This is a genomic window from Paenisporosarcina sp. P4_D4, from assembly GCF_056401835.1.
Genome location: NZ_JBFUIO010000034.1, coordinates 21,053 through 27,206, shown reverse-complemented (window position 1 = coordinate 27,206; position 6,154 = coordinate 21,053). Strand labels below are relative to the sequence as shown.

The following is a 6,154-nucleotide window of genomic DNA, read 5'->3' as shown; positions in this document are numbered from 1 at the left end:
GTGGAAGAAGGCGCCATGACCAGTTTTCTATATTATAGAGAAAGTGTACTAAGCAAGGACACTAAGAAAGAAGCAAAACAAGCTTTCCCAAAATCTCAGCATAAAGCTGCACTAAAATCAAAAGAATCACTTCCTGAAGATAACAATGACTCACCAGCGAAACAAGAAAATGCAAAAAGACTACCAAATGAATAAACAAAAACCGTGATCCTTATGGGATCACGGTTTTTTGATTAGTACCCTCCACGCTCATCCAAGTGATGGTTATTCTGACCATCTTTCACTTGAAGTTTTTCTTTTTCTTCTTTACTTAGCTGGTCTTCTTTTTGTGTTTGTTCAGTAGCTGATTGATTTGCAAATTCTTTTGCAGATTGTTTTTCATTGTCTTTCACTTTTTTTCACCTCTCCATTATAAAATTTCCGTCATAGTTGATTTTTCCCTAATAATCAAACTTATAACATGAAATTTAAATATTTATGTATGAAGAGTTAGATTACATCGAAAGTACTATTCTTTTACAAACGGTTTAATTTCACAATAATCCATGCAATTTTGATTTTTTTTTGTCAATGAATAGCTCATATTTTCTTTCAACAATTTACTCATGAACCTGTCCAATAACTCGGCATTATAATACATTCTTGATCTTTATTAATTGATTTGAAAACCCTATGTTCCCAGCTATTGTGAAGTTCAATAATCACCCTACTATCTTCTTTGGAAAACTTAGTGATTTTCACATTTCCCCAACCGGCATTGCGATAAATATCACTGAATTGAATTAAAATATTTTCAAGATCCATCCGTTCAAAAAAGTACTTACTTGCTATTACTCCCATGCGAAATCCAAAGTCCTTCAATATTGTATTGCTCTTTTCGATATCCAAGCAGAGGCATCATTTTGAAAGAATAGTCCTCTTTCCATTTTCCATATAAATTCATCTCTGTTAATACTAAATTCTGTGATAGAGTCTGTCATTCACGAACTTCCCTTAAAATAAATTTTTCCTTCTACAGTTTAATAGATAATTTCAAACATTCAATGCGAAATTTTCTGATTTTTTAACTTATTCATAGAGAAAACCTATATTCTATTAGCTTTACGAAAAAATTACATATTTACTCAAATTTAAAAAAGTAGTCTTAATTGCTCTTGAAACTTAGTTGTTTCAACATTGTTAAGAAGTAAATTTTGTAAACTTTCGAATGAATTACCCTTTTAATAGGTTAATAGTCGTGTATTTATAGTTAGCTATTATGATAATAGTAGTGTTAAAATGATAACGTGATGGAATATTCATATATTTCTAAACAAAAATAACTAAACGGGGGATTGACGAATGTCTATTCATGTTAAAAGGTATCAAAAGTTCGTTGCTACAGCAGCCACAGCAGCTTTAGTCGCATCTACACTACCGATTGCCGCTTCTGCAGCATACAGTGACGTACCAAGTACACTTAAAGCAGCAGTCAATTACGTAACAACTGAAAATATCTCACAAGGGTATAGCGAATCAACATTTGGAACAAACGATTCATTAAAACGTGGAGATGCGGCAATCATGATTGCTAAAGCAATCGGTCTTAATGTGGCCACCGCACCAAAATCTACTTTCACAGATTTAAATGTACGAGTTGAAGGTTCAGTTAACGCTCTATTTGCAGCTGGAATAATTAATGGAAAAACGAAAACATCTTTCGATCCAGATGCTAAAATCACTCGTGGCGAAATGGCTAAAGTTTTAGCAATTGCATACAAGTTAGATGGCACGGGGGTTAACAACACATTTACAGATGTAAATAATCGCTGGGATTCATATGTAAACGCACTATTAAAAGCTGGTTTGACTGAAGGGAAAACAGACACTACATTTGGTTCAAACTTAGCGGTGACTCGTGGCGAAATGGCTATGTTCCTATATCGTGGTAAAGACATGAACCAAACAACTGACAAAGTAGCACCTACTTTCACTTACACAGGAGCTACATCTATAAATGTTGCACACAATGGCCAATTTGCTGTTCCAGTTGTTACAGCTACTGATAACAAAGATGCTAGCGTTCCCGTTAAAACAACAATTCGTAACAGTGAAGGTGCTGAAATCAGCACGATTAACACAGCTAACTCAGGTACGTACACGATAACATATAGTGCGGAAGATAAAGCTGGAAACAAAGCAACTAACTTAGTGTTAACAGTTACTGTTGCGGCACCAGTAGTGGTTACACCACCAATAACACCCGGTAATCCAAATCCTTTCACACTATCACTAATGCATACAAACGATACACATGCAAATTTGGATAATGTGGCAAAACGCATCACGGCAATAAAAGAAGTGCGCGCTGCGAAGCCAAACGCTCTATTACTTGATGCTGGGGATGTTTTCTCGGGAACTTTATATTTCAATAAGTTCCAGGGAAAAGCAGACTTAGATTTCATGAATTTAGCTAAATACGACATGATGACATTAGGTAACCATGAGTTCGATCTTGGTTCTACTCCAGAAGGTCACAAAGCGCTTGCTGATTTCATCAAAGACGCTGAATTTCCAATTGTCAGCAGTAACGTTGATTTCTCAGCAGATGCTAACTTAAAAGATTTAAAAAATAGCGGCGTTGGAATTGATCCTACAGGCGGCAAAATGTATAACACAGTTATTAAAAATGTAAATGGAGAACGTATTGGATTCTTCGGTTTAACAACAGAAGAAACAGCTGAAATTTCAAGTGCAAAAGATGTGAAATTTAAGAATTACATTACATCTGCAAACTCAGCTGTAGATGAGTTGACACGTCAAGGTGTAAACAAAATCATCGCAATCACTCACCTTGGCTATGATGACAATCCTGCATTCGACAATGATCTACTTCTTGCGAAATATGTTGATGGAATTGACGTAATCGTAGGCGGTCACAGCCATACAAAATTGGATGCACCAGTTCAAGTAAACTTGGATGAATATGGTGTAGCGAAGAGCCCGACAATTATCGTACAAGCCTACCAATACAGTGAATTCCTTGGAACACTGGATGTAACGTTTGACAAAAACGGAATTGTAACAGGTAAAACAGGTGGATTAATCACGATCTCTTCAAAAACTGAAGATGCTGAAGCGAAAGCTTTGCTGCAACCTTATGCTGATCAAATCGCAACAATTAAACTCGAAGAAACTGGAGCTACAGCTGTTTCAGCTTTAGACAACCCACGATCAAGTGATACCGGTCCAAGTGTTCGTTCAAACGAAACTAAATTAGGTAACTTGATTGCAGACGGTATGCTTTGGAAAGCAAAACAATTCAATCCAAACGTGGTCATATCAATGCAAAATGGTGGCGGTATTCGCGCTCCTATCAACTCTGGTCCAATTACAGTCGGTGAAGTATTAACAACTTTGCCATTCGGTAACACATTGGCAACAATGAACCTTTCTGGCACTGAAATCAAAACAGCTTTAGAGCACAGTGTTAGCCAATCACCGAAAGAAAGCGGTGGATTCTTGCATATTTCTGGTATGAAATTTACTTACGACAGCACACTTGCAGTCGGTAGCCGTGTTACTTCAATGAAAGTTGAAAATACAGACGGTTCATTCTCAGATATTGTTCCAGCAAGCAACTATGTAATCGCGACAAACGCATTTACGGCTAAAGGCGGAGACGGCTACACAGTTTTCAAGAATGCATATGAAGCAGGCCGCGTAACCGACCTTGGCGCTGCTGATTGGGAGAACCTTCGTGACTACGTTAAAAACTTAGGCAATGTCGATCCTCAAGTTGAAGGTCGTATCGTAAACACAGCAACAGTAGTTATTCCAGGTCCTTTTACGTTGTCATTGATGCACACCAATGATACGCACGCTCGTTTAGACAATGCTGCAAAACGCTTAACTGCCATTAAAGAAGTTCGCGCAGCAAAACCTGATGCATTGTTACTTGATGCTGGGGATGTCTTCTCTGGAACATTATATTTCAACAAGTTCCAGGGACAAGCGGACCTTGCTTTTATGAATTTGGCCAAATATGATTTCATGACTCTTGGAAATCACGAATTCGATCTTGGCTCATCACCTGATGGCCATCAAGCACTGGCTAATTTTATTAAAGACGCAGAATTCCCGATTGTCTCAAGTAACGTGGACTTTTCGGCAGATGCAAACTTAAAAGATTTGTTCAACGATTCGACTGGTATTGACCCGGTCGGCGGTAAAATGTACAACACGATTATAAAGAATATTAATGGTCAGCGCGTTGGATTCTTTGGTTTGACAACGGAAGAAACAGTTCAAATTTCAAGTGCTAATGATGTGACATTCAAAAATTACATCACTTCTGCAAATGAAGCAGTAGAAGAACTGGAAAGCCAAGGCGTAAACAAAATCGTGGCAATTACCCACTTAGGTTTTGATGATAATCCTGCCTTCGATAACGATCAATTATTAGCGAAGCATGTAGATGGCATTGATGTAATAGTCGGTGGCCATAGTCATACACAATTAAAAGCTCCTGTCGAAGTGGCAGTAGACGAAAATGGTGTGGCAAAGGACTTAACAATCATCGTACAAGCCTACCAATATGGTGATTTCTTAGGCACGCTGGATGTGACTTTTGATAAATCAGGTATCATTACTGCGCACAATGGACAATTGATCGCAACTGCTGGCAAAGCGGAAGATGCACAAGCAAAAGAATTGCTTCAACCTTACGCTGATGAAGTTGCCACAATTAAAAATGAACCTACAGGCGCTACTGCACTTGAAGAACTAGCGAACCCACGCCTTGGATCTACTAGTATGGAGAGTGTCCGGGCAAATGAAACAAAGCTTGGAAATCTAATCACTGACGGCATGCTTGATAAAGCGAAAGAATATAACTCCAAAGTTGTGATTGCAATGCAAAACGGCGGAGGAATTCGAAATCCAATAGACGCAGGACCAATCACAGTTGGCGAAGTGTTGACTACCCTTCCATTCGGTAATACGCTCGCTACCATGACACTGTCAGGTGCGGAAATCAAAATGGCACTTGAACAAAGCGTCAGTCTAGCACCAGGCGAAAACGGTGGATTCTTGCATATTTCTGGTATGAAATTTACTTACGACAGCCGCCTAGCAGCTGGAAATCGTGTTACTTCGATGAAAGTCAAAAACACAGATGGCTCTTTCTCGGATATCAATTTAACATCTGATTATGTAATTGCGACGAACRCATTCACTGCAAAAGGTGGAGACGGCTTTACAATTTTCAAAAATGCTTACGACCAAGGTCGCGTTACAGATTTAGGTTTATCAGATTGGGAAAATTTACGAGACTATGTTCAAAAATTAGGTACTGTAAATCCACAAATTGAAGAACGTATTTTGGACGATGCTAAAGCTCCTGTTGAACCGACTGGACCATTTGAAGTTACTCCGGAAGAATTTTCTGGATCTGCTGAGACACCAAAAACATTTATTGGCGATGTTATAGTAACCATGGAAAACGCTCAATTACTTCAACATGCAACAATTACAGGCGACCTGGTGATCAAAGGAACTTCTTCAACTAACTTGTCATTCTTGAACATTCAAGTTGAAGGCAATATGGACCTTTCCGGACTAGATTTAAACAATGTTAGCCTTGATGGCATTCAAGTGGATGGAGACATCATTTTCTAAGCACCCAGAAAAAATTTAAATAGACTGGAGCGTACTTAATGACTTACTTAAAACGTAAAAAGACTAGTCTCCTTGGACTGGTTTTCATCTTATTACTCAGTATGGTCATACCTTACACATTACAAGTGGCAAAAGCCGAAGAAGTTAAGACAGTGTCAGATGCCATTGCCAACAACAGCGGCAAAGCAACCGTTCGCGGCTATATTATCGGACATATTAACAATGCCACAAATGTCTCCAAAACTAATCTGCCTGACGATTTCAACTTCGCTATTGCAGATCGTGCAGACGAGAAAAATGTAAATAACATGCTTTTCGTAGCTGTAACTTCTAGTTTCCGAAGTGATTGGGGATTAAACTCAAACCCTTCACTTATCGGAAAACAAGTGGACATTTCAGGTGACCTGACAGCGTACTTTACAAAGCCTGGTTTGAAAAACCCTTCAGCTATTGCATTTTCAACCGTTGAAGAACCGATTGAGGTAACACCGATTAC

3 protein-coding genes and 2 pseudogenes are annotated in these 6,154 nt (G+C 38.5%); 3 read left to right on the top strand and 2 right to left on the bottom strand.

Going from position 1 to position 6,154, the window contains the following annotated elements:
- Positions 1-195 (top strand): annotated as a pseudogene (locus tag AC1DSL_RS09820) (hypothetical protein); the annotation flags it as partial.
- A 38-nt stretch (positions 196-233) separates the two neighbouring features.
- On the opposite strand, the gene AC1DSL_RS09815 reads toward AC1DSL_RS09820, so the two are convergent.
- Together AC1DSL_RS09815 and AC1DSL_RS09810 are read right to left on the bottom strand one after the other, a co-directional pair.
- Positions 234-392 carry a hypothetical protein gene (locus AC1DSL_RS09815; RefSeq protein ID WP_016428133.1) on the bottom strand — a complete coding sequence of 53 codons (159 nt, stop codon included), beginning with the start codon at positions 390-392 and terminating at the stop codon, positions 234-236.
- 211 nt (positions 393-603) lie between these two features.
- Positions 604-888 carry a hypothetical protein gene (locus AC1DSL_RS09810; protein ID WP_477532027.1) on the bottom strand — a complete coding sequence of 95 codons (285 nt, stop codon included), beginning with the start codon at positions 886-888 and terminating at the stop codon, positions 604-606.
- A gap of 453 nt (positions 889-1,341) precedes the next feature.
- On the opposite strand from AC1DSL_RS09810, the gene AC1DSL_RS09805 reads away from it, so the two are divergent.
- Together AC1DSL_RS09805 and AC1DSL_RS09800 are read left to right on the top strand one after the other, a co-directional pair.
- The gene (locus tag AC1DSL_RS09805; protein WP_477532026.1) at positions 1,342-5,658 is read left to right on the top strand and encodes a 5'-nucleotidase C-terminal domain-containing protein; all 4,317 of its coding nucleotides are present in this window, start codon (positions 1,342-1,344) and stop codon (positions 5,656-5,658) included.
- A 38-nt stretch (positions 5,659-5,696) separates the two neighbouring features.
- Positions 5,697-6,104, top strand: a pseudogene (locus AC1DSL_RS09800) (DUF6359 domain-containing protein); the annotation flags it as partial.
- Positions 6,105-6,154: the final 50 nt, after the last annotated feature.